21 protein-coding genes are annotated in these 25,157 nt (G+C 67.8%); 11 read left to right on the top strand and 10 right to left on the bottom strand.

All coding sequences use genetic code 11. The annotated features are described in order from the left end of the window. Position 1: 1 nt before the first annotated feature. On the bottom strand, positions 2 to 688 hold the full coding sequence (locus tag JWQ81_RS07570) for a response regulator transcription factor (RefSeq protein WP_297538991.1): 687 nt from the start codon (positions 686 to 688) through the stop codon (positions 2 to 4). Positions 689 to 868: 180 nt separating this feature from the next. On the opposite strand from JWQ81_RS07570, the gene JWQ81_RS07575 reads away from it, so the two are divergent. From JWQ81_RS07575 to JWQ81_RS07590, 4 genes are all read left to right on the top strand, one after another. Beyond that, on the top strand, positions 869 to 1,597 hold the full coding sequence (locus JWQ81_RS07575) for an amino acid ABC transporter ATP-binding protein (RefSeq protein ID WP_297539111.1): 729 nt from the start codon (positions 869 to 871) through the stop codon (positions 1,595 to 1,597). 35 nt (positions 1,598 to 1,632) lie between these two features. Beyond that, the gene (locus JWQ81_RS07580; RefSeq protein ID WP_297538993.1) at positions 1,633 to 2,490 is read left to right on the top strand and encodes a glutamate ABC transporter substrate-binding protein; all 858 of its coding nucleotides are present in this window, start codon (positions 1,633 to 1,635) and stop codon (positions 2,488 to 2,490) included. An 86-nt stretch (positions 2,491 to 2,576) separates the two neighbouring features. Next, positions 2,577 to 3,263, top strand: coding sequence for an amino acid ABC transporter permease (locus JWQ81_RS07585; protein ID WP_297538995.1), 687 nt, complete (start codon positions 2,577 to 2,579; stop codon positions 3,261 to 3,263). Then, positions 3,260 to 4,150 (top strand): amino acid ABC transporter permease, encoded by an 891-nt coding sequence (locus tag JWQ81_RS07590; protein WP_297538997.1) that lies wholly within the window; start codon positions 3,260 to 3,262, stop codon positions 4,148 to 4,150. Before JWQ81_RS07585 ends, JWQ81_RS07590 begins: the two co-directional genes overlap by 4 nt. Before the next feature lie 289 nt (positions 4,151 to 4,439). Here JWQ81_RS07590 and JWQ81_RS07595 read toward each other — a convergent pair whose 3' ends face one another. The 4 genes from JWQ81_RS07595 to JWQ81_RS07610 are packed head-to-tail and all read right to left on the bottom strand — an operon-like array spanning position 4,440 to position 8,271. Beyond that, entirely contained in the window at positions 4,440 to 5,186 is a 747-nt protein-coding gene (locus JWQ81_RS07595) for a succinate dehydrogenase/fumarate reductase iron-sulfur subunit (RefSeq protein WP_297538999.1), read from the bottom strand. Beyond that, positions 5,183 to 7,099 carry a fumarate reductase/succinate dehydrogenase flavoprotein subunit gene (locus JWQ81_RS07600; protein WP_297539001.1) on the bottom strand — a complete coding sequence of 639 codons (1,917 nt, stop codon included), beginning with the start codon at positions 7,097 to 7,099 and terminating at the stop codon, positions 5,183 to 5,185. The genes JWQ81_RS07595 and JWQ81_RS07600 overlap by 4 nt, the downstream gene beginning before the upstream one ends. 57 nt (positions 7,100 to 7,156) lie before the next feature. Further along, on the bottom strand, positions 7,157 to 7,990 hold the full coding sequence (locus JWQ81_RS07605) for a hypothetical protein (RefSeq protein ID WP_297539003.1): 834 nt from the start codon (positions 7,988 to 7,990) through the stop codon (positions 7,157 to 7,159). Further along, positions 7,987 to 8,271 carry a hypothetical protein gene (locus tag JWQ81_RS07610; RefSeq protein WP_297539005.1) on the bottom strand — a complete coding sequence of 95 codons (285 nt, stop codon included), beginning with the start codon at positions 8,269 to 8,271 and terminating at the stop codon, positions 7,987 to 7,989. Before JWQ81_RS07610 ends, JWQ81_RS07605 begins: the two co-directional genes overlap by 4 nt. A gap of 250 nt (positions 8,272 to 8,521) precedes the next feature. On the opposite strand from JWQ81_RS07610, the gene edd reads away from it, so the two are divergent. The 5 genes from edd (at position 8,522) to JWQ81_RS07635 (ending at position 14,519) form a co-directional block, all read left to right on the top strand. After that, positions 8,522 to 10,408, top strand: coding sequence for a phosphogluconate dehydratase (gene edd / locus JWQ81_RS07615; RefSeq protein WP_297539007.1), 1,887 nt, complete (start codon positions 8,522 to 8,524; stop codon positions 10,406 to 10,408). Continuing rightward, positions 10,405 to 11,031, top strand: coding sequence for a bifunctional 4-hydroxy-2-oxoglutarate aldolase/2-dehydro-3-deoxy-phosphogluconate aldolase (eda, locus tag JWQ81_RS07620; RefSeq protein WP_297539009.1), 627 nt, complete (start codon positions 10,405 to 10,407; stop codon positions 11,029 to 11,031). Before edd ends, eda begins: the two co-directional genes overlap by 4 nt. Positions 11,032 to 11,233: 202 nt before the next feature. Then, positions 11,234 to 12,466 (top strand): hypothetical protein, encoded by a 1,233-nt coding sequence (locus JWQ81_RS07625; RefSeq protein ID WP_297539011.1) that lies wholly within the window; start codon positions 11,234 to 11,236, stop codon positions 12,464 to 12,466. Positions 12,467 to 12,505: 39 nt separating this feature from the next. Then, positions 12,506 to 13,234, top strand: coding sequence for a PEP/pyruvate-binding domain-containing protein (locus JWQ81_RS07630; RefSeq protein ID WP_366942270.1), 729 nt, complete (start codon positions 12,506 to 12,508; stop codon positions 13,232 to 13,234). Positions 13,235 to 13,268: 34 nt separating this feature from the next. Beyond that, entirely contained in the window at positions 13,269 to 14,519 is a 1,251-nt protein-coding gene (locus tag JWQ81_RS07635; RefSeq protein ID WP_297539015.1) for an MFS transporter, read from the top strand. A 41-nt stretch (positions 14,520 to 14,560) separates the two neighbouring features. Here the strand turns inward: JWQ81_RS07635 and JWQ81_RS07640 are convergent, their stop codons facing one another. Further along, entirely contained in the window at positions 14,561 to 15,094 is a 534-nt protein-coding gene (locus JWQ81_RS07640; RefSeq protein WP_297539017.1) for a CGNR zinc finger domain-containing protein, read from the bottom strand. Positions 15,095 to 15,180: 86 nt separating this feature from the next. Between JWQ81_RS07640 and JWQ81_RS07645 the strand changes: the two genes are divergently transcribed. Continuing rightward, positions 15,181 to 15,999, top strand: coding sequence for a trans-aconitate 2-methyltransferase (locus tag JWQ81_RS07645; protein ID WP_297539019.1), 819 nt, complete (start codon positions 15,181 to 15,183; stop codon positions 15,997 to 15,999). Between the two features lie 56 nt (positions 16,000 to 16,055). On the opposite strand, the gene JWQ81_RS07650 is transcribed toward JWQ81_RS07645, so the two are convergent. The 4 genes from JWQ81_RS07650 to JWQ81_RS07665 all read right to left on the bottom strand — a co-directional run bounded on the left by JWQ81_RS07650 (position 16,056) and on the right by JWQ81_RS07665 (position 20,324). Next, positions 16,056 to 16,634: a regulatory protein RecX gene (locus JWQ81_RS07650; RefSeq protein ID WP_297539021.1), complete on the bottom strand. Its 579-nt coding sequence runs from the start codon at positions 16,632 to 16,634 to the stop codon at positions 16,056 to 16,058. A 12-nt stretch (positions 16,635 to 16,646) separates the two neighbouring features. Next, positions 16,647 to 17,690: a recombinase RecA gene (recA, locus tag JWQ81_RS07655; RefSeq protein ID WP_297539023.1), complete on the bottom strand. Its 1,044-nt coding sequence runs from the start codon at positions 17,688 to 17,690 to the stop codon at positions 16,647 to 16,649. Positions 17,691 to 17,908: 218 nt separating this feature from the next. Continuing rightward, a complete protein-coding gene (locus tag JWQ81_RS07660) occupies positions 17,909 to 18,103 on the bottom strand; it encodes a DUF3046 domain-containing protein (protein ID WP_297539025.1) in 195 nt (64 codons plus the stop codon). Between the two features lie 307 nt (positions 18,104 to 18,410). Then, positions 18,411 to 20,324 carry an Hsp70 family protein gene (locus JWQ81_RS07665; protein ID WP_297539027.1) on the bottom strand — a complete coding sequence of 638 codons (1,914 nt, stop codon included), beginning with the start codon at positions 20,322 to 20,324 and terminating at the stop codon, positions 18,411 to 18,413. A 173-nt stretch (positions 20,325 to 20,497) separates the two neighbouring features. Between JWQ81_RS07665 and JWQ81_RS07670 the strand changes: the two genes are divergently transcribed. Continuing rightward, positions 20,498 to 25,120, top strand: a complete 4,623-nt coding sequence (locus JWQ81_RS07670; protein WP_297539029.1) for an ATP-dependent helicase — start codon at positions 20,498 to 20,500, stop codon at positions 25,118 to 25,120. Positions 25,121 to 25,157 lie beyond the last annotated feature (37 nt).

Consider the following 25,157-nt stretch of genomic DNA (forward strand, 5'->3'; position numbering starts at 1 on the left):
CTCAGCGTTCCAGCTGGTCCGGGTGTTCAGCCAGGCGGTACCCGACCCCCCGCACGGTTTCGATCAGCGCCCGGCCGACCTTGGTCCGCAGCGTGGCGACGTGGACGTCGAGCGAACGGCTCTCCGCCGCGCCCGAACGGCCCCACACCTCGTGCAGCACCTGGTCACGCGGCATCACAGCGCCCTGGGCGGTGATGATCAACGCGAACACCTGGAACTCCTTGCGGGAAAGCGGTACCGACTGGTCGCCCAGGGTCACCTCGTGCCGGTCGAGGTCGACCGTGACCTCCCCCAGCTTCACAACGCCGCCGGGCCCGGCGGGCACGGCGACGCGGTCGCCCCGGCGCCGCCGGACCGCCTGCACCCTGGCCACCAGCTCGTCGACGTCGTAGGGCTTGACCAGGTAATCGTCGGCGCCGGTACGCAGCGCGAGGATGCGGTCGTCCACCTCGCCGCGCGCGGACACCACGATCACCGCGACGTCGCTGACCGCGCGGATCTGCCGGCACAGGACCATGCCGTCGACGTCCGGCAGGCCGAGGTCCAGCAGCACGACGTCGACCTCGTGCACTCGATCGAGTGCTCCTGCGCCGGAAGCCAGCCGGTGGATGGCGAGGCCTCTACGTTGCAAAGCAGGTATCAGGGCCCCGGCCACCCGGTCGTCGTCCTCTATCAGCAGTACCCGCACACGTCCCCTTAGTACATTCGATCGAGGGTGTAACAGACTTGAAACCCTAAGTATTGCTCAAGCCGCCTGTACATCAAGCCCGGCTGGAGTAAGTTTCCGCCATCGCGTGCGCCAAGCGCTCGTAACCTGTACAAACACGCTCACGGAGGCCAGATGACCGCCGCGCCGACGGCACCGCCGATGATCAAGGCGGCTGCCGTCAACAAGTTCTTCGGCGAGCTGCACGTGCTCAAGGACATCAACCTCGAGGTGCCCCGCGGGCAGGTGCTCGTGGTGCTGGGCCCCTCGGGCTCTGGCAAGTCCACGCTGTGCCGGGCCATCAACCGCCTCGAACCCATCGACTCGGGCGAGATCGCGGTCGACGGCACCGCACTGCCCGCCGAGGGCAAGGCACTCGCCGCGCTGCGCGCCGACGTCGGCATGGTCTTCCAGTCGTTCAACCTGTTCGCGCACAAGACCATCGTCGAGAACGTGATGCTCGCGCCGCAGAAGGTCCGGAAGGTCAACGCCACCGAGGCCCGCAAGACGGCCATGGAGCTGCTCGAGCGCGTCGGGATCGCCAACCAGGCCGACAAGTACCCGGCGCAGCTCTCCGGTGGCCAGCAGCAGCGGGTCGCCATCGCCCGGGCGCTGGCCATGCGGCCGAAGGTGATGCTGTTCGACGAGCCGACCTCGGCGCTGGACCCGGAGATGGTCCAGGAGGTCCTCGACGTGATGACCGGACTGGCCAAGGACGGGATGACGATGCTCGTCGTCACCCACGAAATGGGCTTCGCCCGCCGCGCCGCGCACCGCGTCGTGTTCATGTCCGACGGGGAGATCGTCGAAGACGCCACCCCGGACGAGTTCTTCACCAAGCCGAAGTCCGACCGGGCCAAGGACTTCCTCGGCAAGATCCTGACCCACTGATTTTCGCTTCATTCATCGGAAGGAACTGGAAGATAATGCGGTTGAGCCGAGTTCTACGCGTGAGCGCGGTCGTCGTGGCGGCAGGGCTCGCCCTGGCGGCCTGTGGCGGCGGCAGCAGCACCAGTGGCAGCAGCGGCAGCACGAACGTCGTGTCGAAGGCCAAGAACGACAAGAAGCTGACCATCGGCATCAAGTTCGACCAGCCCGGCCTCGGCCTGAAGACCGCCGACGGCAAGTACGTCGGCTTCGACGTCGACGTCGCGACCTACATCGCCAAGCAGCTGGGTGTCGACGCGTCCGGGATCACCTGGAAGGAAGCGCAGTCCGCGCAGCGTGAGGACCTGATCAAGAAGGGTGATGTCGACTTCATCGTCGCCTCCTACTCGATCACCGACGCGCGCAAGAAGGTCGTTTCCTTCGCCGGTCCGTACTTCGTCGCCGCGCAGGACCTTCTCGTTCGCCAGGACAACACCGACATCACCGGCCCGGAGTCGCTGACCGGCAACAAGAAGCTCTGCTCGGTGAAGGGGTCCACCCCGGCGCAGAACATCCAGAAGAAGTACGCCCAGAAGGTCCAGCTCCTCGAGCGGGCGAAGTACACCGACTGCGTGACCTCGCTGCTCAGCGGTGAGGTCGACGCGATGACCACGGACAACGTGATCCTCGCCGGTTACGCCGCCCAGTACCCGGGCAAGCTCAAGCTGGTCGGCAAGGGCTTCACCACGGAGAACTACGGCGTCGGCTTCAAGCTCGGCGACACCGAGACCCAGACCGCGATCAACGCGGCCATCACCAAGATGGAGAGCGACGGATCCTGGGAAGCCTCGCTGAAGACCAACGTCGGTCCGTCGGGCTTCACCATCCCGGCTGTCCCGGCCATCACCGAGAAGTAGCCAGCAGCTCGATTTTTCACGGCTGAACGGTGCGCCACGCACTCGCGTGGCGCACCGTTCCCATAGGCGAGACAGGGTTGAACACCGTGTTCGATTTCCTCAACAACCCGGACTACCACTTACTCGACTCGTTCTGGACGACCATCCAGCTCACGTTCTTCTCCGCGATCGGCGCGTTGATCTGGGGAACAGTGCTGGCCGGCATGCGGGTGAGCCCGGTTCCGGTCATGCGCGCCTTCGGCACCGCCTACGTGAACATCTTCCGTAACACGCCGCTGACGGTGATCATCCTGTTCGCCTCGCTGGGGCTGTCCGCGACGCTGCACCTGAAGCTCGCCCCGTCGGCTTCGCCGACCTTCCTGGTCGACAACTCGTTCCGCATCGCCATCCTCGGATTCATCGTCTACACAGCGACCTTCGTGTGCGAGTCGATCCGGTCGGGCATCAACACGGTGCCCGTCGGTCAAGCTGAAGCAGCCCGCGCACTCGGCCTGAACTTCACGCAGGTCCTGTGGCTCATCGTGCTGCCGCAGGCGTTCCGTTCGGTGATCGGGCCACTGGCCAACGTCATCATCGCGCTGCTGAAGAACACCACCGTGGCGTCGATCATCGGGGTTGCCGAAGCGTCACTGCTGATGTCGACCATGGTCGAAAACGAATCGGACCATCTGTTCTCCGTCTTCGCGATCTTCGCGGTGGGCTTCGTGATCCTGGTCCTCCCCCTCGGCCTGCTGCTCGGCTGGGTCGCCAAGAAGGTCGAGGTCAAGCGATGAGCACGCAGACAGTCCTCTACGACATCCCCGGGCCCAGGGCCAAGGCCCGCAACAGGCTCTACAGCCTGCTGTTCGCGGTGGTCATCCTCGCGATCGCGTACCTCATCTATTCGGGGTTCGCCAACAACGGTCAGTGGGCCGGCAAGCTGTGGAAGCCCTTCGTACAGGGCGATACCTGGTCGCAGTTCATCCTGCCGGGCCTGGTGAACACCCTCGAGGCCGCCGCACTGTCCATTGTGATCGCCCTGCCGATCGGCGCCCTGCTCGGCATCGGACGGCTTTCCGAGCACAAGTGGATCCGCATCCCGGCCGCGGTGATCGTGGAGTTCTTCCGCGCGATCCCGGTTCTGCTGCTGATGGTCTTCGCGGCGGCGTACTACTCGTACTACACCAGCGTCGCCAGCGACTCCCGTCCGCTGTTCGCGGCGGTCACCGGTCTGGTGCTCTACAACGGTTCGGTGCTGGCAGAGGTCTTCCGCGCGGGCATCCTGTCGCTGCCCAAGGGCCAGGCCGAGGCGTCGTCGGCGCTGGGGATGCGCAAAACGCAGACCATGATCAGCGTCCTGCTGCCCCAGGCCGTCACGCTCATGCTGCCGGCCATCCTCAGTCAGCTCGTCGTCATCCTCAAGGACACCGCGCTGGCCGGTCAGCTGACGGTCGGCTTCAACGAGCTGATCCGCAGCACCGGTCCGATTACCGCGAACTTCGGTAACACAATCCCGATCCTGATCTTCGACGCGCTCGTCTACATCGTCCTGAACCTGATGCTCACGGGACTCGCGTCGTACTTGCAGCGCAAGCTTTCACGGCGCAAGAAGGCACCGCGCGGAGCCACCCCGCTAGCGATCACCGCCGTCACGGACATGGCGACGGGCCGAGCGGTCTGAGTCCTCTCCCAGGCCCGGGATTCCTCTCTGCCCCATCGCGCAGAGAGGAATCCCGGGCCTTTTGTGTCTCCTCGGAGTCGGTTAGCGTCCGCTGTGGACTAGGAGGGAGAATCCTGATGACGGACCAGTACGACGCGATCGCGGACGTCTATGAAGAGGTCAAGCGGATCCCGATCGGACTCGCGGAGCACACGACGCTGGCGTAGCACAAACGACTCGGGGGACGTTTCGTACAATTGAATTGTACGAAACGTCCCCCGAGTCGTTTGAAACCTCAGCGTGGGAAACCTCAGCGGCGGAAAAGTTTGTTGCCCAGCCAGACGATCGGGTCGTAGCGCTTGTCGGCGACACGCTCCTTCATCGGGATCAGCGCGTTGTCGGTGATGTGGATCCCTTCGGGACAGACCTCGGTGCAGCACTTGGTGATGTTGCACATGCCGAGTCCGTGCTCTTCCTGCGCGGCGTCACGCCGGTCCTCGACGTCGAGGGGGTGCATCTCGAGCTCCGCGATCCGCATCAGATACCGCGGCCCGGCGAAGGACTCCTTGTTCTCCTCGTGGTCGCGGACGACGTGGCAGGTGTTCTGGCACAGGAAGCACTCGATGCACTTCCGGAACTCCTGCGAGCGCTCGACATCCACCTGCTGCATGCGGTACTCGCCGGCCTTCAGCCCCGGAGGCGGGGTGAAGGACGGGATCTCGCGTGCCTTCTGGTAGTTGAACGACACGTCCGTCACGAGGTCGCGAATGACCGGGAAGGTCCGCAGCGGCGTCACCGTGATGACGTCTTCCTCGGTGAACGTCGACATCCGGGTCATGCACAGCAGCCGCGGCTTCCCGTTGATCTCCGCCGAGCACGAGCCGCACTTGCCCGCCTTGCAGTTCCAGCGCACCGCGAGATCCGAGGCCTGGGTAGCCTGCAGCCGGTGGATGATGTCGAGGACGACTTCACCCTCGTTGACCTCGACCGTGTAGTCCCGCAGCTCGCCGGCGTCCGAGTCGCCGCGCCACACCCGGAAGCTCGCCTTGTAGCTCATTCCGCTTTCCTTCCCGGATGCCCGGCCAGTTCCCCGGAGGTGTAGTACTTCTCCATCTCCGACAGTTCGAACAGCTCCAGCAAGTCCTGGCGAAGCGGCAGCTGCTGTTTCGGCGTGATCTTGACGTCCGGAACAGTCGGGTCGCCACCGTCCACACTGCACACAAGCAACCGGTTGCGCCAGTCCGGATCCATCCCGGGATGGTCGTCGCGAGTGTGCCCGCCCCGGCTCTCGGTCCGCAGCAGCGCGGCGTGCGCGACGCATTCACTGACCAACAGCATGTTGCGCAGGTCGACGGCGAGGTGCCAGCCGGGGTTGAACTGCCGGTGTCCCTCGACGGTCACGCTCGGGATCCGGGCCTTGATCTCGCTCAGCTTCACCAGCGCCTGCTCGATCTCCCCGGCCTTGCGGATGATGCCGACGAGGTCGTTCATCGACTGCTGCAGCTCGGTGTGCAGCGTGTACGGGTTCTCCTCGACGCCTTCGGACGGCGGGTTGAACGGGTCCAGCGCCATCTTGGCCGCGTCGTCCACATCGGACTGATTGACCGTCGGCCGCTTCTCCAGGCCCTCCACATAGGACGCCGCGCCGAGTCCGGCTCGACGGCCGAACACGAGCAGGTCCGACAGCGAGTTGCCGCCGAGGCGGTTCGAGCCGTGCATCCCGCCGGAGCACTCGCCGGCCGCGAAGAGCCCCGGCACGGTGGCTGCCGCGGTGTCCGGGTCGACCTCGATCCCGCCCATCACGTAGTGGCAGGTCGGGCCGACCTCCATCGGCTCGGCGGTGATGTCGACGTCGGCCAGTTCCTTGAACTGGTGGTACATCGACGGCAGCCGCTTCTTGATCTCCTCGGCGGGCAGCCGGCTCGCGATGTCGAGGAACACACCGCCGTGCGGGGAACCGCGGCCGGCCTTGACCTCGGAGTTGATCGCGCGGGCGACCTCGTCACGCGGCAGCAGGTCCGGGGTCCGGCGGTTGTTCTCCTGATCGGCGTACCAGCGGTCGGCTTCTTCTTCGCTCTCCGCGTACTGCCCCTTGAACACGTCCGGGACGTACTCGAACATGAACCGCTTGTCCTCGGTATTCTTGAGCACCCCGCCGTCGCCGCGGACGCCTTCGGTGACCAGGATTCCCTTGACACTGGGCGGCCAGACCATGCCGGTCGGGTGGAACTGGACGAACTCCATGTTGATCAGGTTCGCCCCGGCCCGCAGCGCGAGCGCGTGGCCGTCACCGGTGTACTCCCACGAGTTCGAGGTGACCTTGAACGACTTGCCGATCCCGCCGGTGGCCAGCACCACGGCCGGCGCGTCGAACTGGATGAACCGGCCCGACTCGCGCCAGTAGCCGAAGGCGCCGGCTATGCGGTCGCCGTCCTTGAGCAGCTCGGTGACCGTGCACTCGGCGAAGACCTTGATCCTCGCCTCGTAGTCACCGGTCGCCTTGAAGTCCTCCTGCTGCAGCGAAACGATCTTCTGCTGCATGGTCCGGATCAGCTCGAGGCCGGTCCGGTCGCCGACGTGCGCGAGCCTCGGGTACGTGTGGCCACCGAAGTTGCGCTGGCTGATCCGGCCGTCCGCCGTGCGGTCGAACAGGGCGCCGTAGGTCTCCAGCTCCCAGACGCGGTCCGGGGCCTCCTGGGCGTGCAGTTCGGCCATGCGCCAGTTGTTCAGGAACTTCCCGCCCCGCATGGTGTCGCGAAAGTGGACCTGCCAGTTGTCGTTCGAGTTCGCGTTGCCCATCGAGGCCGCGCAGCCGCCTTCGGCCATCACGGTATGGGCTTTGCCGAACAGTGACTTGCACACCACGGCGACACTGAAGCCGCGCTCGCGGGCTTCGATGACGGCACGCAATCCGGCGCCACCGGCACCGATCACCACCACGTCGTAGCTGTGCCGTTCGACTTCGGTCATGAAGAGAATTCACCTCGGGAGTTCAGACGACGTCGTTGTCTTGGTGCGAACCGCGAATCACTTGACGAAACGCAGATCCGTGATCGCTCCGCTGGAAACGAGCATCACGTACAGGTCGGTGAGAGTGAGCGTGCCCAGCGTCGTCCAGGCGAGCGTCATATGGCGGGTGTTGAGCTTGGACACGAACGTCCAGATCTTGTACCGGACCGGATGGGCGGAGAAGTGCTTCAGCCTGCCGCCGGTGACATGCCGGCAGGAGTGGCACGACACCGTGTACGCCCACAGCAGCACCACGTTGGCCGTGATGATGATGTTGCCCAGCCCGAACCCGAACCCGCCGCCCTTGCCGTGGAACGCGTTGATCGCGTCGTAGGTGTTGACGAGCGAGACGAGCACGGCCACGTAGAAGAAGTACCGGTGCACGTTCTGGATGATCAGCGGCAGCCGAGTCTCGCCGGTGTACTTGGCGTGGGGCTCCGCGACCGCGCACGCCGGTGGCGACATCCACACCGAGCGGTAGTACGCCTTGCGGTAGTAGTAGCAGGTCAGCCTGAAGCCCAGCAGGAACGGCAGCACGACGAACCCGAGCGGGATGATCCCCGGCAGGTGTCCGAACGGCGTGCCGAAGTCACTGGAGCCCGCGACGCACGACTCGCTCAGACACGGCGAGTAGAACGGCGTCAGGTAGTGATAGTCGTTGACCCAGTAGGCCGTGCGAACGAAGGACCGGATCGTCGCGTAGATGACGAACGTGGCCAGGCCGGTCGTGGTGAGCAGCGGTTGCAGCCACCATCGGTCGGTACGCAGGGTGCGCTGAGCGATCTTGGCCCGCGACGGCGCGTGGACCCCGGTTCCCTCTCGGCCTGTCCGGTTGTCGGCGGGGGCGCTCACGTCTGATCGCGCTGGTAGCCGCCGACGCCCTCGTCGTCCGCGCCGTGCCACAGCGACCGGTCGTACGGGGTGTCCGGCACGACGACGCGGTCGACAGCCTTCAGCTGGGCGGGCACGGGGGGTGCTTCGTCCAGGTCGCACGTGTCGATGTCGAGCCGTTCGATGTCGTTGGCGATCCGGCGGATGGGTTGCGCGTCGCCGTAGCGGGAGCGCAGGGCGCCCACACATTGCCTCAATTGACCGATCATGCGACGAAGTTCGACGATTTCGGTGGTGGACATCGGTACCTCCGAGTCAGTTCGACGGCAAGGCCGGTAGCGGTTCTCGCGCCACTACCGACTCTGCCGTGCCGTGTGCACTGTGACAAGTAGCACACAGTGCGTTTCGTGCGTGATCGGGGTCACTTCCCAAGATCTTCTGAATCGATTTTGTTTCGAGCGGGAGACCCGAGTACTGTGGCCACTGTCACCACCCAGCGACGCCAGCGCCGCCGTCCGCCCGCATCCCAGTGATCCGAGCCGGAGACCAGCCATGAGCGACGCCCCAGCCATCCATCCGAAGATCGCGGAAGTCACCGCCCGCATCATCGGCCGCAGCGCATCGACGCGCTCGGCCTACCTCGAACGCACCGCTGCCGCCTACGCCGAAGGCCCCGCCCGCCGGGGACTCGCGTGCAGCAACCTCGCCCACGGCTTCGCCGCGATGGGCGGCGGAGACCGTGAAGCCCTCCGCGCCGCGCGCAAGCCGGGCGTCGCGATCGTCTCGTCCTACAACGACATGCTGTCCGCGCACCAGCCGCTCAAGGAGTACCCGGACTGGCTGAAGACTTCGGTCCGCGAGGCCGGCGGCGTCGCGCAGTTCGCCGGCGGCGTGCCCGCCATGTGCGACGGCATCACCCAGGGCCGCGCCGGTATGGAGCTGTCGCTGTTCAGCCGCGAGGTCATCGCGATGGCCACCGCGATCGCGCTGTCGCACGACATGTTCGACGGCTCGCTGCTACTCGGCGTGTGCGACAAGATCGTCCCGGGCCTGCTGATCGGCGCGCTCTCGTTCGGCCACCTCCCGGCGGTGCTGGTGCCGGCCGGGCCGATGAACTCGGGCCTGCCGAACAAGGAGAAGGCCCGGATCCGCCAGCTCTACGCCGAGGGCAAAGCCACCCGCGAGGACCTGCTGGAAGCGGAATCGGCGTCGTACCACTCGCCGGGCACCTGCACGTTCTACGGCACCGCCAACTCGAACCAGATGGTCGTCGAGGTGATGGGACTGCACCTGCCGGGCGCCAGCTTCGTCCACCCCGGGACGCCGATCCGTCGCGCTCTCACCGAGGAGGCCGGACGTCGTGTCGTCGAGTTGGCCCGCGGCGAGTCCTACACTCCGCTCGCCGAGATCGTCTCCGAGAAAACGGTCGTCAACGGCCTGATCTCGCTGCTGGCGACCGGCGGCTCGACCAACCACACGCTGCATCTGGTGGCCATCGCCGCGGCCGCCGGCATCCAGCTGACTTGGGACGACTTCTCGGACCTGTCCGCGGTGATCCCGCTGCTGGCCCGGGTCTACCCCAACGGCAGCGCCGACATCAACCACTTCCACGCCGCCGGCGGCATCCAGTTCCTGATCGGCACCCTGCTCGACGCCGGTCTGCTGCACCCCGACGTCCGCACGGTCGCCGGAGACGGGCTGCACCGCTACCGGCAGGAGCCGATCCTCGACAACGGATCACTCCGCTGGCGCGAGGTTCCGACGCGGAGCCTGGACGAGGACGTGCTCCGGCCCGCGAGCAGGCCGTTCTCCGCCGACGGTGGTCTGCGGATGGTCTCGGGCAACCTGGGCCGGGCGGTGATCAAGGTGTCGGCGGTCGCCGATGAGCACCGGGTGGTCGAGGCGCCTGCCCGGGTCTTCACCTCGCAGCAGGGCTTCGACCAGGCGTTCTCCGCCGGAGAGCTCGAACGAGACGTCGTAGTCGTCATCCGGAACCAGGGCCCGCAGGCCAACGGCATGCCTGAGCTGCACGGGCTCACCCCGGCCCTCGGCGTCCTGATGGACCGCGGTTACCAGGTGGCGCTGCTGACCGACGGCCGGATGTCCGGCGCGTCGGGCAAGATCCCGGCGGCCATCCAGCTGACCCCGGAGGCGGCGGCCGGTGGTCCGCTCGCGCGGATCGCCGACGGCGACGTCGTGCGCCTCGATGCCGACGCCGGCACGCTCGACGTGCTGGTCGGCGAGACCGAACTCGCACTGCGCGAGCTGGTGGACGGACCCCCTGACGAGGCATCCTGGACGGGCACCGGCCGGGAGCTGTTCGCCGCGCTGCGCCGCTCGGTCGGCCCTGCCGACCAGGGCGCGAGCGTGTTCGGCCCGCTCACCCCGGAGCATTTCGGCGTGCCCATTCGTTCGAACACCGTGGAGGTAGGCAAGTGAGGACCGGAGCGGACCTGCTCGAGCTGTCGCCCGTGATGCCCGTCGTCGTCATCTCGGACGTGGACGACGCGGTGCCGACGGCGCAGGCGCTGCTCGGCGGCGGGATCGGGGTGATCGAGCTGACGCTTCGCACCCCCGTGGCGCTCGAAGCGATCGCGCGGATCGCCACCGAAGTGCCGGGCATCGTCATCGGCGCCGGCACGATCACTTCGCCGGACCAGGCGAAGCAAGCCGCCGACGCGGGTGCCGCGTTCCTGGTCACCCCCGGCTGCACCGACCGGCTGCTCGACGCCGTCGTCGACACCGGCCTGCCGTTCCTGCCGGGTGCGGCCACGGTGTCCGAAGCCATGCGCCTGGCCGAGCGCGGGCTGACCGCGCTCAAGTTCTTCCCGGCCGAAGCCAGCGGCGGGATCGCCTATTTGAGCTCGATCGGCGGGCCGCTGCCCGGCCTGAAGTTCTGCCCGACGGGCGGAATCTCCGTCAAGACCGCGCCGGACTACCTGGCGCTGGCGAACGTCGGCTGCATCGGCGGGTCCTGGCTGACCCCGAAGGACGCACTGCAGGCCAAGGACTTCACCCGCGTCGAGACGCTGGCTCGTGAAGCGGCCGCATTACGCGTGTAAGGAAGGTCACCGGGCGAATTACCAGTGTTTTCGTCCAGATGGCAGGACGGGCGTCTCATTTCCGTGGAGAAATAGACCATCGGAGTGAGGCGCCCGCCATAGTTCCCGCCCGCTGCCCGATCACCGGTACTTCACGGCGGTAAACCAGGCGTAAAGGTCTGTTATCTTTGCTCGTTGCCCACAAACGAGCAAGGAGAAATCGGTGTCCGACGCGGCCACTTATGAAATGGACACCGTGGCCGCATTGGTCGGTGAGCGGCTGACGCTGTCGGCACTCAAACAGCTCGCCGGAAACCTCGGGGGTTACTCCTTCGTCAAGGTCGTCGTCGATCGGCAGACGTCAACCATTCACTTCCTGAACAACGCCAAGCATTCCTTCCACGCGATATACACCGGTGAGCGGATATTGGAACTGGCGCCAGGGGAGCTGGAAAGCTCGATCGACGAGTACAACAAGAGTTTCTACAACGACACCGACCGCCGCTTCTATCTCGGGATTCTGGCGCTGCACAGCCGCAAGGACGTCGAAACCGGCCAGGAACGGCAGATCTTCTCGCTGGAAACCGTCGAGGTGGACACGATGTCCGCCGAGATGATCGTCTTCTTCTACGGGTTCGTCCGCGAATACCTCGACCCGGTGCTGCCGCTGCTGTTCAAGCCGGCCAACCACCTGCAGGAGCGAGCCGTTCTCGAACTCTCCCCCGCCGAACTCCCCCGGATTCTCGCGCACGAACTGTTTTCCACCGCACGGTTCGTCCCGCTCAATCCTGGCAAGACCACCGGGCGGCTTCGCGCTTTCCGCACGGAAGAGGACTACCGCTCCGCGCTGACGTCACTCGAATGGCACGACATCATCGTCATGCACCGGGTGCCCGACGACATCCCGCGTCTCGCCGGAATCATCAACGCGCACCACACCACGCCGCTTTCGCACACGAATGTGCTCGCGACCGGTTGGCAGATCCCGAACGCGATCCAGATCGGCGCCTTCGACACGATCGAACGCGAGAAGCTGGACGGGCACTGGGTCGAATACTCCGTCGATGGCGGACTGGCCGAAGTCGGCCTCCGGCTCATCGACGAACCGGCCGACCTCGGTAAGCGCCCCGCCTGGTACGCACAGCGGATCACGCTGGAAGAGGCCGAATCGCAGTACAGCCCCATCGCGAGCCTGACCGACCTGCGGCACAACGACCGGCACCGCTACGGGACCAAGGCGGCCAACCTCGGCGAGCTGAACCATGTCCTGGCCCACGGTTCGCGGCGACTGCTCGGGTTCTTCCAGGTGCCGCGCCCGCCGCGCGAGAACCTGTTGCCGTACCTGGCCCGGCTACTCGACGTCCCCGAGGACAGCGACCTGATGGCCGCGACCCGGAAGCTGCTGGCCGAGCGGCTGCGCGTGCCCCGCGGCATCGCCGTGCCGTTCTCGTTCTAGCAAAGGTTTCTCGAGTCTTCACCGCGGATCCAGCAAGCCATCGGCAAGCTGAAGATGGCGCTGGAACTCGACGCCCGCGAGGTCGAGCCGCTCTGCGTCGAACTGCAGCAGCTCATCCGCTCGACGCGAATTCCGCCGGACATGGTCTCGGACATCGACAACGCGCTGTTCACCACGCTGGCCGGCGTGCGCACCTTCGTCGTCCGCAGTTCGTCGAACGCCGAGGACCTGGCCGGCTTCTCCGCCGCGGGGATCTACGAGTCGATCAACCACGTCACGACCGCGGAAAAGATCATGCACAGCGTCAAGGAGGTCTGGGCCTCGCTGGTGTCCTCTCGCAGCGTGCGGTTGCGTCAGCAGGCCGGGATCTCGCTCGACGAGTGCTTCATGGGCGTCGTCGTCCAAGAACAGGTCGCTGCCGACTTCGGCGGGGTACTCGTGACCGGGAACCCGATGAACCGCGGCGACTTCCGCAATGTGTACGTCAACGTGTCGCCGAAGGTGACCGATGTGGTCGACGGGTCCACGCTGCCGATGCAGTACCTGTACAGCACGGTCGAGGGCGGCGGGCGGACCGTGTCGCTCGGCGACGCCGAACACGACCTCGACGAGGCTGCCAAGGACCAGCTGCAACGCCTCGCGCTGATCGGTCGCGTGCTGCAGTCGCACTTCTCCCCCGACTACACCTTCGATTCGCCGGTGGACATCGAGTGGCTGGCCGACCGTGATCAGATCCACATCGTGCAGCTGCGGCCCTACTCGCTCTAGCACTTACCCCGAACTTTTTCCTAGGAGACAACAGATGTTGGGCTTGCGCCTGCCCGCGAACCCGGCCGTGCGAAGAGCGGTCCGGCTCACCTACGGCTTCCAGTTCTTCTTCGGGCTGCTGCTGTGGGTGCCGATCTTCTACAGCTACCAGCAGCAGCTCGGGATGAGCAACAGCCAGATCTTCGGCATCCAGAGCATCTACTACATCGCGTTCTGCCTGCTGGAGATCCCGACCGGCATGCTCGCCGACCGGTTCGACTACCGGACGTCGCTGGTCGCCGGTGCTTCGGTGCTCGTCGTCGCGAACCTCGTGCCGGTGTTCATGGGTTCGTATTCCGGCTTCCTGATCCACTTCCTGCTGATCGCGCTGGCGAGGTCGCTGATTTCGGGGGCGCAGAGCGCTTATCTCTACGAGTACCTGCACGCGCACGGCGCCGGTGAGCACTATCTGAAGGTCGAGGGCGTCGGCCGGTCGTACAGCCTGATCGGCAAGATCGTCTTCTGGCCGGTCATCGGTCTGCTGATGCAGTGGAGCATGCCTTCGCCGTACTGGCTGACGGCGATCAACGCCGGTATCGCGGTGGTGCTGGCGTTGAAACTGCCGCCGATCCCCGGCTGGAAAGCCAAGGAGCAGGGTAAAACCGCGACGATGGTCGCGGGCATCGGCGGCGCTTTCACCACCCTGCGCAAGTCGCGCTGGCTGTTCCTGCTGATGGTGCAGGGCGTCGCGATGTTCACCCTGGTCCGGATCTGTCAGGTAAACCTGTTCCAGCCGATCCTGGAGTCGAAACACCTGTCGGTGACCGCTTTCGGCGGGGTGCTGGCCGCTATGACGATCTTCGAAGCACTCGGCGCCGCACGTCCGCACCGCCTGCGTCGAGCGATCGGGCCCGCCGCCGCGGTGTTCTTCCTGACCATCGTGATGGCGCTGTGCCTGGGATTCATCGCGCTGGGCAGCGCGGTGGTGGCGGTGCTCCTGCTGTGCGTGTTCGCCGTGGCCACGGGAATCTCGTTCCCCATCCAAAAGCAGCTGCTCAACGACGCGATCCCGGATTCGCGTTACCGGGCGACGCTGCTTTCGATGGAGTCGATCCTCGACCGCGCGGTCTGTGCCGTGGTCGCCGTGGCGTTGGGCGCCTATCTCTCGGCAGGACAGCTGAACGAGTTCCTCGTGCTTTCGGCGATCGTCACCTGCGTGATGATGGCGTTGCTGGCAGCGCTGCTGATCTCCGTCAAGCGGCGTTCGGGCATCAACACACGAGTGCGTCAGACGGTGAGTTTCTAGAGCTCGTGAGCATTCTTGCCGGTTCTAGGCAGCCGGAACGCTCACGAGCGCTGGCGCGCACGGAACGCCGCCGCCTTGACGCGGTTCTGGCATGCCGTGGAACAGAACCGCTTCGCGCCGTTGCGTGAGGTGTCGACGAAGACGCGGTCGCAAACCGGTGCCGTGCACACACCGAGCCTGTCGAACATCGGGTTGCCCAGCACGACGGCCAACGCCGTCGCCATGGGCGCGGCCCAGCTACTTGCCCAGTCGGCGTCGGTGGCGTGGAAGTGCAAATGCCAGGGCTCGTCGTCGTGTCTGGCGAGCACTGGAACGGCCTGGGTGCGGCGTAACAGGTCGTTTGTCCGCTCACACGCGTCATCGATACGTCCGGAGTCGACCGCGACGAACACCTCCCGAAGCTCGCCCGCGTACGCGCTGAGCTGATCGATCTCGTCGTCGGACACTGTGGCGCCCGGCTTGATGTGACTCCAGCCGCGCAACACATCCGAGCCGTCCTTGACCTCTGGCTTGTACTCGCGTCCGAGGGCGTAACCGGGTGTCAGCACGTTGACAGCCTCCACAGCAGCTGCCACGACATTGCTCGTGTGACTGTCAAAGTCCACTTGACCAGTCACCCCTTTCCGCCCTATGTTCATCACTGGCATACAGACTATAGACAGTGACGGAGTGGGATATGGGGAAGACCGGCACTACCGCGACCGTGCCCGGCGAAACGGCCTCGAAATGGCTGCGGCGCTGGGATGCACAACAGGAACGTTATGTCGCCGACCGGGAAGAACGCTTCGCGGTGCTCTGCGATGTCGTCGAGGCCGCGCTCGTCGACGTCGCCGAGCCAGTGGTCCTCGACCTCGGCTGCGGCCCGGGTTCACTGGCCGGGCGGCTCCACGAACGCATCCCGGCAGCCAAGATCATCGGGATCGACGCCGATCCGCTGCTGCTCGGCCTGGCCCGGGGGAACTACGGCGACGACATCACCTGGGTGAACGCCGACCTGAACAGTCCGACCTGGCGGCAGAACGTGCCCGCCACCATTCACGCCGCGGTGTCCACCACGGCGCTGCACTGGCTGCCGGTGGAGCGGCTGGCCGAGCTCTATCGCACGCTTGGCGGCCTGATGGGCCCCGGCGGCGTGTTCGTCGACGGGGATCACATGGGCGTGGGAACCGACCCTGTGAGCGCGCTGGCGAAGACCGTTGGCGAGCGCAGGGCAGCACGGGCCGGAGTACTGGCCAACGAGGAATGGAAGCCCTGGTGGGCCGCTCTCAAGGCCGATCCGGCACTCGCCGAACAGGTCGAGGCCCACGAAGCCTGGGCGACCGAAGTGAGCGCGACCCGCGCCGCCGACGCCTCGACGCACAGTGGCACCAATGCCCTGACCGTCGGCGAGCACTCGGCCATGCTGACCGATGCCGGCTTCAGCAGTGTGGCGCCGGTGTGGCAGGTCGGCGACGACCACGTGCTGGTCGCCGTCCGCTGACCGCTTGCCCCGCTCGTGTGCCCAGAACACCCCTGGGGCACGAGCGGGGCTCAGCGTCAGTCTGCGGTGGCCTCGTCGAGCAGGCTCGACTCGGCTCCGAACGCCCCCAGCTCTTCACGGATCACGGAGTACGACAGCCCCTGCGGATACCCCTTGCGTCCCAGGACGCCGAGCAGCCGCCGGATGGCCGTCTGCTCGTCCACTTCACCCAGGCTTCGCAGCTTCTTGCGGACCAGCTCGCGAGCCCGCTGCTCCTCGGACTCCCGATCCACCTCGCTCGCCGCGGCTACGGCGATCTCTTCGTCGACGCCTTTGCGCTTGAGCTCCGCGACGATCGCGGTGCGCGACAGACCCCGGTGGGTGTGCCGGGCCTGGACCCAGAGCTCCGCGAAGGCCGCGTCGTCGACAAGACCGGCTTTGTCCAGCTTGCCCAGCAGGACCTCGATGGTCTCGTCATCGAAGCCCTTACGGCGCAAGGTCTGCCGAAGCTCACCTTGGGCGCGCGGCCGGGCGGCCAGCAGATCGAAGCAGATCTCCTTGGCCTTCTTCCGCCTCTCTTCAGGCGAAAGCTCCATCGGATCGAACTTCGCCCTGCCCCTTGGGGGTGAACTCGCTTCCTCGACCTCGTCGGTCATCGAACGCGACCCCTAGAACTCGACGGGGGCCGGTACGACCTCGTCGGCGTCGACCTGGGCACCGATGCCCAGCTTCTCCTTGATCTTCTTCTCGATCTCGTTGGCGACATCGGGGTTGTCGAGCAGGAACTTGCGGGCGTTCTCCTTGCCCTGCCCCAACTGGTCGCCCTCGTAGGTGTACCAAGCTCCGGACTTGCGCACGATGCTCTGGTCGACACCCATGTCGATGAGCGAACCCTCGCGGGAGATGCCCTTGCCGTAGAGGATGTCGAACTCGGCCTGCTTGAACGGCGGGGCGACCTTGTTCTTGACGACCTTGACGCGGGTGCGGTTACCGACCGCCTCACCGCTGTCCTTCAGCGTCTCGATGCGCCGGACGTCCAGCCGGATGGAGGCGTAGAACTTGAGCGCCTTACCACCGGTCGTCGTCTCCGGGGAGCCGAACATGACGCCGATCTTTTCACGCAGCTGGTTGATGAAGATCGCGGTAGTACCGGAGTTGCTCATCGCGCCGGTCATCTTCCGGAGCGCCTGGCTCATCAGCCGGGCCTGCAGGCCGACGTGGCTGTCGCCCATCTCGCCCTCGATCTCGGCACGCGGCACGAGCGCGGCCACCGAGTCGATGACCAGGATGTCGAGCGCGCCGGAGCGGATCAGCATGTCCGCGATCTCCAGGGCCTGCTCACCGGTGTCCGGCTGGGAGACGAGCAGCGCGTCGGTGTCTACGCCGAGGTTCTTGGCGTACTCCGGGTCCAGCGCGTGTTCCGCGTCGATGAACGCCGCGATGCCGCCGGCCCGCTGCGCGTTGGCGACCGCGTGCAGCGCGACAGTGGTCTTACCGGAGGACTCCGGACCGTAGATCTCCACCACGCGGCCGCGGGGAAGACCGCCGATGCCGAGCGCGATGTCCAGCGCGATGGCGCCGGTCGGGATCACGGCGATCGGCACGTGGCCCTTGTCGCCGAGGCGCATCAGCGAGCCCTTGCCGTACTGCTTGTCGATCTGCGCAAGGGCCAGTTCCAGCGCCTTGTCCCTGTCCAGTGCTGCTGGTGCCATGGGAATCCACCTCGTTGGTTGGGAGCCTGTGGGGCTTTTCAGGTTGGTGAGCTGTCGGGCCCGACGTTACGGGCGAGGTCCGACAATTCCAGGCCTCGGCGTCGATCTGTGGATCGCTGACCCCGGGTGTGGACAACACGATAGACGAACACCTGTTCGAGGGTAAAACCGACACACCCCTGCGCTAGAATTTTCGCCTCGCTCTTTCGAGTGCACCGTCAGCGACGCTCGGCAGGCACGTCGAACTCCGCGCAGACCGTCCGCCAGATCTCCTTGGTCGGGGTGCCCGCCGCGAGAGCCTGCTCGACCGTGCGGCCGCCGAGCCTGCTGAACACGTGGTCCTTGCTCAACGTTTCGGCCCGGCCGGGGCCGAACTCGTCCACCATCATCTGCCGAAACACCGTGATACGCATCGGTTCTCATCGTAGAGCCCGCCTGCGGAGCCCCCGGCCCCGGTGGCTCCGTCGCGTCGGCGCCTTTGGAGGGGTGGCGTGGTGACTGGTTGGCGCGGTCGGTCCTGTCTACGGCAGCAAGGACCGGGGCGAGAGGGGGCTCGTAGCGGAGGCAAGGGCCAGTCACGTCGTGCAGGTGATGGCAAGTGACTGCTGGGGCTCCTGAAAGCACGTTCGGCAGGGCAGAGACGTTGTCAAGGCCTAGTTGAGTGCGCCTTACGCCATGAAGGTGGCCTTCACGACAGGTCACAGCGTCACACCTGCCGTCTCACGAACCGGGCTGGACGCTCTTCTCGAAGTAGTCGGCCAGCGCGTCAGGGGTGGTCGCAGCCGACTGGTCGCCGGAACTCACCTGGTAGATGAAGCCGGCCAGCGGCCGGTCGTCGACGGTGAAGACCAGCACGGCGGCGGTCGCGCCCGCGGCGGACGAATACTGGCCGTTCAGCCCGTTCCCGGTCCATTTCGCCTGGGTGCGGTTGCCGCCGGCGGAAACCAGCAGCTGCTCGGTGTACTGCTTCAGCGTGTCGGCCGAAGTGCCCTGGATGTAGGTCACCTGCGTCCCGGCACGACTCGGCGCGGAGCAGGTGGTGGAGACGCCGAGGTTCTGCGCGGAGGCGGCCGGCCCGGTGCCCATGCCGGGCTTGCAGGCGCCGGTGTCGGCGATCTTGCCGGCGAGCTGGCGCAGACAGCTCGTCATCCCGGAGGCGTCGGCCGATCCCGGCTGCTTGCACTGGTCCGCGGTGTAGGTGGTGGCCGAGGACGATGACGTCAGGAAGATCGTCAACCCGGCCCCGAGGAGCACCACCAGCGCGACGGCCAGGCCGATGACCAGTTTCTTCTTCTTGCCGTCAGGCTTGCGCTCGGTCTCGCCGCCCGAGAGCGAGTACGTCGGGAAGTTGGACGGCGCCTGCTGCTGACCACCCAGCGCGGGCTGCCTGCCGCTGTTCGGGAACGAGGACTGCGGGTAGGCGCCCGACGGCGGCCCCGGGTAGCTGCCGGACTGCGCATGCTGCGGCGGGTACGGGCCGGGGTGGTAGCCAGGTGCGACGGGCTGCGGACCGGTGCCGCTGGCGGCGAGCCTGCCCTCGACGTTCTGCGTGCGCATGCTGATGCCGTCCGGGGCCACGTGGTGCGCGCCGAGCGCGACCGCGGTCTCCGGCTGGTCCAGGCTGCCGGGGACGACCCCGAGCTTCTCCGCGATCAGGGTGCCGACCAGCGGAAGCCTGCTCGATCCACCGACCAGGTAGATCCCGGCGAGGCGTTCGGGCGCGAGCCCGGCCGAGCGGATCGTCCTGGACAGCAGTTCGACACTGCGCAGCATGGCCGGGCGGACCAGTGCCTCGAGTTCGGCCCTGGTCACCAGCACGTCGGAGAACGGCTCCGGCATCGGGACCTCGGTCTGCGGGTGCCGGGAGAGGGCCTCCTTGGCGGCCTTCACGTCCTCCTGCAGCGCGCGCCGGGTGCGCCGGTCCGGGGTGGACTCCGGGCGCAGCAGCCGCTGCCAGCGTGCCGGGTCCTTGTGCGAGACCTCGCGGCCGACGTGCACCAGCAGCGCCTGGTCGACGTCGAGGCCGCCGAGGTCGGGCAGGCCGTCCTCGGCGAGCACCGCGAACCCGCTCTGGGTCGCGCCGACCACCGCGACGTCGAAGGTGCCCGCGCCGAGGTCGTAGACGGCGAGTGCCTGGCCGGGAGCCAGCGTCTTGCCGGGGAACGAGGCGAAGTGCGCCGCCGCGGCGACCGGCTCTGGCACCAGCGAGACGGCCATGCCCATCCCGGCCAGGCGGGCGGCCGAAAGCAGCACGTTGCGCCGCACCGGCCCCCACTGCGCCGGGTGGGTCAGCCGGACCTCGTCGGGCTGTTCGCCGCCGAGCTGGCGGGTGGTCTCTTCGAGCACCCGCCGCAGGATCGCCGCCAGTGCCTCGTTGACCGGCACGATGTCAGTGCCGAGCAGCAGGGTCTGCTCGTCGATGCGCCGCTTCGGGTTGGGCTCGAACCGGGTGGGGTCGAGCCGGGCGCGGCGCTCGGCGTCCCGGCCGATCATGAGCGTGCCGTCCTCACCGGCGAAGACCGCGGACGGCATGTTCGCCGAACCGTCGACCTCGACGACTCTCGGCGGCCGCCCGTACGCCGACAGGACGGCGACGGTATTGGACGTCCCGAGGTCCACCGACAAGATCCGCACAGCTCTCCCCTCATCAACGCCTGCTGGCAGGCGCGCGCGATGCCGGTGCATGCTCCCACGTCAGGAGCGGCCGCGTGTGCGGACCCGGCGGATTCACCCGGTGATCCGTCCCGCCGGGCAAGCTGCCGGGTGCTCGATCGAAAACTGTCGGTGGATGCGGTCATGATGGGGGTATGGCCACGGCCGATGTCCTCGAGCTCTTTTCCCCCGCCACGCGAGAGTGGTTCCAGGGGGCCTTCGCCGCGCCCACCGAGGCTCAGGCCGGGGCCTGGCGCGCGGCGTACGCGGGTGAGCATGCGCTGGTCGTGGCGCCGACGGGTTCCGGGAAGACGCTGGCCGCCTTCCTCTGGGCGCTGGACAAGCTGGCGTCCGGGCCGGGGCCCGCGGAGCCGATCAAGCGCTGCCGTGTCCTCTATGTCTCGCCGCTCAAAGCCCTCGCGGTCGATGTCCAGCGGAACCTGCGTGCCCCGCTGGCGGGGATCTCGCAGGCCTCGCGCCGGCTCGGCCTCGCGCCGCCGGAGATCGAAGTCGGTATGCGTACCGGGGACACCACCGCGGCCGAGCGGCGGTCGTTCGGCAAGACACCGCCGGATGTGCTGGTCACCACGCCCGAGTCGCTGTTCCTCATCCTGACTTCGTCCGCGCGCGAGTCGCTGCGCGGTGTCGAGACGGTGATCGTCGACGAGGTGCACGCCGTCGCGGGCGGCAAACGAGGCGCACACCTCGCGGTCTCCCTCGAGCGGCTGGACGCGCTGCTGCCCAAACCCGCCCAGCGCATCGGCCTGTCGGCGACCGTGCGCCCGGTGGACGAGGTGAGCGCCTTCCTCGGCGGCCGCCGCCCGGTGCGGGTGGTGCAGCCGAAGCTCGCCAAGACGATCGAAGTGCGCGTCGAGGTCCCGGTCGAGGACATGGGCAACCTGGACGGCCCGTCCGGTCCGCCGGAGCCGTCGCCGGGCATGCCGTCCGAAGGGGGCATCGGCACCCAGGAGGAGATCGGCGGGAGCGCGGTCAAGCGGCCGTCCATCTGGCCCGCGGTCGAGGAGCGGGTGCTCGAACTGATCCGCGCCCACCGGTCCACGATCGTGTTCGCCAACTCCCGGCGGCTCACCGAGCGGCTGACGGCCCGGCTGAACGAACTGGCCGCCGAGCAGTCCGAACTCGTGCCGGGGCAGCGTTTCCCGGCCGAGGCGATCGGCGAATCAGGGCTCACCACGGGTGCCGAGGCGACCATCGCGAAGGCGCATCACGGGTCCATGTCGCGTGAGCAGCGCACCCACGTCGAAGAAGAGCTCAAGTCCGGGCTGCTGCCGTGCGTGGTGGCCACTTCTTCACTGGAGCTGGGCATCGACATGGGCGCGGTCGACCTGGTCGTCCAGATCGAGGCACCGCCGACGGTCGCCTCCGGGCTGCAGCGGGTCGGGCGCGCCGGGCACCAGGTCGGCGCGATCTCGCGCGGGGTGATGTTCCCCAAGTTCCGCGGCGACCTGGTCTCCTGCGCGGTGGTCGCCGAGCGGATGGCCGCCGGCAAGATCGAAGCGGTCCGCTATCCCCGCAACCCGCTGGACGTGCTCGCCCAGCACATCGTCGCCATGGTCGCGCTGGAGACGTGGACGGTCGACGGGCTGGCCGAGCTGGTCCGCCGCGCGGCGCCGTTCGCGGCGCTGCCTGACGACGCGCTGTTCGCGGTACTCGACATGCTGGCCGGCCGCTACCCGAGCGAGGAGTTCGGCGAGCTGCGGCCGCGGATCACCTGGGACAGGGTCACCGGCGAGCTGAAGGGCAGGCCGGGCGCCCAGCGGCTCGCGGTGACCTCGGGCGGCACGATCCCTGACCGCGGCCTGTTCACCGTGATGACCCCGGGCCCCGGCGACCGCCCAGGTTCCCGGGTCGGCGAGCTCGACGAGGAGATGGTCTACGAATCACGTGTGGGAGACACGATCCTGCTCGGGACGTCGTCGTGGCGGGTCACCGAAATCACCCGCGACCGGGTCATCGTCGTCCCGGCTCCCGGGGAGCCCGCCAGGATGCCGTTCTGGAAGGGCGATGCCCAAGGGCGGCCGCTGGAGCTCGGCCGCGCGCTGGGCGCCTTCGTCCGCGAACTGTCCACTCTGGACTCCGCGGCGGCCCGCACCCGCGCGGAGGTAGCCGGGCTGGACGAACGCGCCTGCGACAACCTGCTGGGATACCTCGAGGAGCAGCGCGCCGCGACGCGGCACATCCCGAACGACCGCACGGTGCTGCTCGAGCGGTTCCGCGACGAGCTCGGCGACTGGCGGATCGTGCTGCACTCGCCGTTCGGCGACCAGGTCAACGCGCCGTGGGCGCTGGCCATCGCCGCGCGGCTGCGCGAAAGCCGCGGGATCGACGCGCAGCTGGCGCATTCCGACGACGGCATCGTGCTGCGGCTGCCGGATGCGCTGGACGCCGACGGGGCCGAGGTCACCGTGGGCGTCGACGACATCCTGATCGACCCGGAGGAGGTCGAGCAGCTGATCGTGGCCGAGGTCGGCGGATCGGCGTTGTTCGCCGCCAGGTTCCGGGAGTGCGCCGCGCGCTCGCTTCTGCTGCCGCGACGCGATCCAGGCCGCCGGACCCCGCTCTGGCAGCAGCGGCAACGTGCCTCGCAGCTGCTGTCGGTCGCGGCCAAGTACGAGCGTTTCCCGGTGGTGCTCGAAGCCATGCGGGAGTGCCTGCAGGACGTGTACGACGTCGGCGGCCTGCGTGAACTCATGTCGGACGTGCGCGCCCGGCGGGTCCGGGTGGTCGACGTCGAGACGCCATCGCCGTCGCCGTTCGCGAGGAGCCTGCTGTTCGGCTACGTCGGCATGTTCCTCTACGAGACGGACGCGCCACTGGCGGAACGCCGGGCGGCGGCGTTGTCGCTGGATTCGACACTGCTGGCCGAGCTGCTCGGCACCGAGGCGATCCGGGAGCTGCTCGATCCCGAGGTGATCACCGAAATCGGGCGGTCGCTGCAGCGGCTCGACGAGGACAGACAGGCACGCAACCTCGAAGACGCGGCAGACCTGCTGCGGTTCCTGGGTGATCTGACCGTCGAGGAGGCCCAGGCACGCGGGATCCGGCCCGAGTGGCTCATCGAACTCGAAACCACCCGCCGGGCGATCGGGGTGCGGATGGCCGGCGAGGAGCGGTACATCGCCATCGAGGACGCCGGCCGCGTCCGTGACGCCCTCGGCACCGCGCTGCCGGTCGGCATACCGGAGGCGTTCACCGAACCGGTGGCCGATCCGCTCGGCGACCTCCTCTCCCGCTATGCCCGCAGCCAGGTCCCGTTCACCGCCGCGCAGGTGGCCGGGCGGTTCGGGCTGGGCACGGCCGTGGCCACCGGTGTGCTCGACAGGCTCACGTCCGAGGGCAGGGTCGTCCGGGGCGAGCTCAGCCCGTTGGGCCATGACTCGCGTGGCACCGGCGGCATGGAGTACTGCGACGCGGCGGTGTTGCGCCGGCTCCGCCGGGCCTCGCTGGCCCGGTTGCGGGCCGAGGTGGAGCCGGTCGAACCGGCCGCGTTGGGCCGGTTCCTGCCGTCCTGGCACGGCGTCGGTGCCCGGCTGCGGTCGGCACCGACAGCGGACGACGTGCTGTCGGTGGTGGAACAGCTGGCCGGGGCGCCGCTGCCGGCGAGCGCGGTGGAGTCGCTGATCCTGCCCAGCCGGTTGCCCGGCTATTTCCCGGCCCTGCTCGACGAACTCACCACCGCGGGCGAAGTCACCTGGTGCGGCTGCGGGTCGCTCTCGGGCGGTGACGGCTGGTTGGCGCTGGCCCCCACCGATGTCGCGGACCTGCTGCTGCCCGAGATCGAGGAGTCCCTGCCGGACAGCCCGTTGCACGAGGCCATCGTGTCCGCTTTGGATGGCGGCGCGTTGTTCTTCCGCCAGCTCGTGGAGCGCGTCACCCCGCTCGTCGAAATCGCCCCGAACGACGGTGACATGGTGGCGGCGTTGTGGGACCTAGTCTGGGCCGGTCTGGTCACCGGAGACACGTTGGGCCCGTTGCGTGCCCAGGTCTCCGGCAAGGGCGCGGCTCACAAACCACGACGGGCCGCACCACGCGGACGTTACACGCGGATGCGGGCGAGCAGGCCGGCGATGCCGTCCCGCTCCGGCCCGCCGACGGTCGCCGGGCGGTGGGCGCTGACCCCCGCCCGCGAGCCCGACCCGACGCGGCGCGCGCATGCCCGCACCGAGGCGTTCCTCGAACGCCATGGGGTGCTGACCAGGGGCGCGCTCGAAACCGAGCGGGTCACCGGCGGCTTTTCCGGTATCTACAAGGTGTTGCGCGGGATGGAGGATTCCGGGCAGGTCGTCCGCGGTTACGTGGTGGAGGGGCTCGGGGCCGCGCAGTTCGCCGCCAAGGGCGCGGTGGACCGGCTCCGGGCGCTGTCGGACATCGGCAGCCCCCGCGAGCAGACCGGGGCCGTCGTGCTGGCGGCGGCCGATCCGGCACAGCCCTACGGTGCCGCGCTGCCCTGGCCCGCCGCGACCGGGGACACCAAGCACCGGCCGGCCCGTAAGGCGGGCGCGCTCGCGGTCCTCGCCGACGGCGTCCCGGCGCTGTACGTCGAACGCGGTGGACGTTCGCTGCTGACCTTCACCGAGGAGCCCGCGCCGCTGCGCGCTGCCGCCCGAGCGCTGTCCACCGCCGTCCGGGAGGGCTGGCTCGGCCACCTCGCGGTCCAACGCACCGACGGCGAGAACGCCCTGGGCACGGACCTGTCCCAGATCCTCCAGGAAGCCGGCTTCCGCGCCACCCCGAAAGGCCTACGCCTCCGCGCCTGATTCACGCGCGTCCGAGTGCGCTGCATGACCGGGCGTG

The organism is Amycolatopsis sp. (assembly GCF_025464955.1).
Taxonomy (GTDB): domain Bacteria; phylum Actinomycetota; class Actinomycetes; order Mycobacteriales; family Pseudonocardiaceae; genus Amycolatopsis.